Origin of the sequence: Azospirillum brasilense (assembly GCF_007827815.1) — a bacterium.
In the GTDB taxonomy this organism is placed as follows: domain Bacteria; phylum Pseudomonadota; class Alphaproteobacteria; order Azospirillales; family Azospirillaceae; genus Azospirillum; species Azospirillum brasilense_C.
This window is the reverse complement of record NZ_VITH01000032.1, coordinates 1-4,194: the sequence shown is the minus strand read 5'-3', so window position 1 is coordinate 4,194 and position 4,194 is coordinate 1. Positions and strand designations below refer to the sequence as shown.

Below are 4,194 nucleotides of genomic sequence, written 5' to 3'. Positions count from 1 at the left end.
ACGGCGTGACCACGCTGGCCATCGACGTCGACGGCAACGGCAGCTTCGAGAGCGCCCTGACCCTCGACGGCACCTTCGCCGCCGACGGCCTGATCGTTGCCATCGAGGGCAACGACACCGTGATCCTGGTGCCGACCACCCAAGGGACCACCAACGACGACTTCATCCACGTCGCCGGGGATGATCATGCCGCACCGTCCGGCGCCAACGATCGAGCCATCGCGACGGCGGGCCCCGACATCATCGCTGCCCTGGCGGGCAACGATACCGTCTACGCCGGAGACGGCCATGACTGGATCGACGGCGGGGCCGGCAACGACCTGCTTTATGGTGAGAACGGCAACGACGTCCTGACCGGCGGGGCCGGCAACGACACCCTTGTCGGCGGCAGCGGCGACGACGTGGCGGTCTTCAGCGGCGCCTTCGCCAATTACACCATCACGCGCAGCGGCACCTCGGTCATCGTTCGGGACACTGTGGGAAGCGACGGGACCGACACGCTGATCGGCGTCGAAACCCTGTTCTTCACCGACCGCGCCGTGACCCTGGCCGCCGCGACCGGCAAGATCGTGTCGGTCGTCGGGCAGCACAACTACATCAGCACCAACGCCGGCTACAGCACGGAAATCGGCTTGGCTGACTTCACGCTCATCTCCGCCAGCGCCACCCAGATCGTTCTGGCCCAGACGAGCGGCACGGATCAGATCCGGCTGATCCTGAACGGCAGCTTCACCGGCAACCAGTTGTCGGACATTGCTGGCTCGGTCGACAACATCGGGACCTACTACAAGTCCTCGGGGATGCCCGACTTCGTCCAATACCGTCAGGCGGATCAGGTCGGGATGACCATCGCGGAACTCCGGACCACCACCGACGGCGCTTATTTCGCCGGTAATGACTGGCTCCAGGGGCAGGACGGCAACGACACGCTGTACGGCTATGGCGGCGCCGACACGCTGTACGGTGCCGGCGGCAACGATCTGATAAACGGGGGCGACGGCGACGACCTGCTGAGCGGTGGTTCCGGCAATGACACGTTGGAAGGGGGGGCTGGCAACGACACGGCGGTGTTCAGCGGCGCCTACGCCAGCTACGAGATTACGCGCGTGGGCAGTACCCTCCTGGTCCGCGACCGGTTGGGCACCGACGGCACCGACACGCTGACGGGCATCGAGAGTCTGGCCTTCAGCGACCGCACCGTCTCGGCCCCGACTGGGGCGGCGCCGCGCCTTGACTTCGACGGGAACGGTCGTGCGGATTTGGTGTGGCAGAACGCGCAGGGCGGCCTGACGCTGTGGTCGATGAACGGGGCGCAGGCGACGGCGACCTTCATGGGCGACGCCGGCTCGACCGACTGGCGGCCGGCCGGCTTCAAGGACTTCTCCGGCGACGGCAAGGCGGACATCCTGTGGCGCTCGCAGTCGGCGGGCATCATGTCGCTGTGGACGATGGACGGCCAGGGCGGCGTGGCCGCGGTCAGCGCGGTCGGCGATCCCGGCTCGACCGACTGGCAGGTGGCGGCCACCCAGGACTTCACCGGCGACGGCCAGACCGACATCCTGTGGCGCTCCGCCTCGCAGGGCATCATGTCGCTGTGGACGATGAACGGCACGAGCGTGGCCGCGGTCAGCGCGGTCGGCGATCCGGGGTCCACCGACTGGCAGATCGCCGCGGTGGAGGACTTCTCCGGCGACGGCCGGCCGGACATCCTGTGGCGCTCGGCCTCGCAGGGCAACATGTCGCTGTGGACGATGAACGGCACCCAGGTGTCCAAGGTCAGCGTGGTCGGCGACCCCGGCTCGCTCGACTGGCAGATCGCCGGCACCGCCGACTTCACCGGCGACGGCCAGACCGACATCCTGTGGCGCTCGCAGAGCACCGGCACGATGTCGCTGTGGGAGATGCACGGCACCGACGTCTTCCGGGTCCAGCCGGTCGGCAGCCCCGGCTCGCTCGACTGGCAGATCGCCAAGCTCGACGACTTCACCGGCGACGGCCAGACCGACATCCTGTGGCGCTCGCAGAGCACCGGCGCGCTGTCGCTCTGGGCCATGAACGGAACCACCGTCCAGTCCGCTCAGATCCTGTCGGCCACCCCGCAGACCGATTGGGCGTTGCTGTAGGCCTCGGCCGAGGTTGTCGGGAATTCGGCCAGCGGCATAAAAAATTGAAACTGATGCAAACTTGATTGAAAAACGCGAAATGTGTATGACCGTTCCCTGAAACGATTCTCTCTGGAAACGCGTCCTCAACACATGATTGGTGAAACCCCAGCACTTGATGGTTCTGCCTGCGCTGATGCCAGCCCCGATGGCCTGGGGACGGCATCAGCCGCGTCGAGCGTGGACGATCGTGCGTTTTCCGCACCCACCGAACTGCCGACGCAAGCCGGCCCGATGGGCCTCCGCTACGACTTCAACGATGGGTGCCGCGTGCTGCTGCCGGAAGGCCGGCAACTCTGGCGGGTCCGCCTGTCCGACCTCGACACCGGCAATATCCTTTTCGAAAGCGTCTTGAAGGAAGGCCGCGTCAACAGCACCAAACGCTATTTCCTGCGGATCCGGCTGGAGGTCTGGCACGGCGACAAGCAGGTTCTGACGCATGACTACGACGCGCGCGGCCGTGAGGTCCTGATCCAGTTTCCGGTGGGCACGCTGGGCGATACGCTCGGCTGGTTTCCCTACGCCGTCCGCTTCCAGCAACGCCATGGCTGCCGGGTCACCTGCGTCGTGGCGGCGCGCATCATCCCGTTGCTGCGGGCCGCCAATCCGGAAGTCGACCTGATCGCACCCGACGAAGTCGAGCCGACCCGCTATTACGCCACCTACAACATCGGTTTGTTCTTCAACGACGACGATCACGTGTTTCAGCCCTGCGACTTCCGGTTGGTCGGACTGCACCGGACCGCCGGCCATATTCTGGGTGTCGACCCCGCCGAGACCCCGCCACTGATCGCGCTGGCCGACGACTCGCGTCCCATGGCCGAACCCTATGTGTGCATCGCGGTGCAGAGTTCGAGTGGCTGCAAATACTGGAACAACCCCTTCGGCTGGGGGGAGGTGGTCCACTTTCTCAAGGAAGCCGGATACCGGGTGGTGTGCATCGATCAGAAGCCGGTGCATGGCGACGGGCTGATGTGGACCCACATCCCGCACGGCGCGCAGGATGAGACCGGGGACCGGCCGCTGACGGAACGGGCGCGCTGGCTGAAGCACGCCGCCTTCTTCATCGGCCTGTCGAGCGGACTGGGGTGGCTGGCCTGGGCGGCCGGAACCCCGGTGGTGATGATCAGCGGATTCACCCACCCGACCAACGAGTTCAATACGCCCTATCGGGTGATCAATTACCACGCCTGCAACAGCTGCTGGAACGATCCGCGGGTTCGTTTCGACCACAGGGATTTCTTCTGGTGCCCAAAACACAAGGGCACGCCACAGCATTTCGAATGCACGAAGCTGATCACGGCTGAACAGGTGAAGGCGGTGATCAGGACCATTCCAGGTTTTGCCATGCCCACTCCCGTGACCGGGGGCATGCCATCGGAGAGAAGGACATGAGCAATATTGTCGTCGGAATTGGACAAACCTCCTCGGGAATAACGGTCGGAAGCGGTTCGACGCTGTCTGTGACATCCGGAGGCGTGGTCAGCAGCGCGTTCGTGACCAGCAACGGCAGGCTCACCGCCGTGGCGGGGGGCAGCGCTGTTGGAACGGTGGTCGATTCCGGCGGCCTCATAACGGTCAGCTCCGGCGGAGTCACCTCGGGAACGCGCGCCGACTACTGGTACGGCTCCGAAACCGTGTCGTCGGGCGGTGTGGCCGTGGGCACGGTGATCGGCAGCACCGGGGCGCAGACCATCCTGTCGGGTGGCGTCGCCAGCGGAACGGTGATCAGCTCGGGAGGCGCGGAATACGTGTCGTCGGGCGGCGTCGCCAGCGGCACGGTGGTCAGCTCCGGCGGCGCCCAATACATCGGCGGCGTCTATTATTCGGCCGGCGGCCTGTCGGTCGGCACGGTGATCAGCAGTGGCGGCGTGGAGTATGTCTACTCGCGCAACACGGCGAGCAACACCGTGCTGCGCGGCGGCGCGCTGATGGTTTCCTCGGGCGGCTACATCTCGGGGATCGACTTCAGCGGCGGCGGCATCCTGGAACTGGGCGGCCTGACCGGGGCGGCCAGCTACGTGGTGTCGGC

At 66.0% G+C, this 4,194-nt stretch carries 3 protein-coding genes; all 3 read left to right on the top strand.

Annotated elements, in window-relative coordinates:
• A partial coding sequence (locus tag FBZ83_RS32440; protein ID WP_186466243.1) for an FG-GAP-like repeat-containing protein occupies positions 1-2,123 on the top strand: 2,123 nt, incomplete at its 5' end.
• Positions 2,124-2,255: 132 nt separating this feature from the next.
• Complete coding sequence (locus FBZ83_RS31160) at positions 2,256-3,557, top strand: autotransporter strand-loop-strand O-heptosyltransferase (RefSeq protein ID WP_145691160.1); 1,302 nt, start codon at positions 2,256-2,258, stop codon at positions 3,555-3,557.
• An 83-nt stretch (positions 3,558-3,640) separates the two neighbouring features.
• Positions 3,641-4,194 (top strand): AIDA repeat-containing protein (locus tag FBZ83_RS31155; protein ID WP_211101726.1); only part of this gene is annotated, 554 nt, incomplete at its 3' end.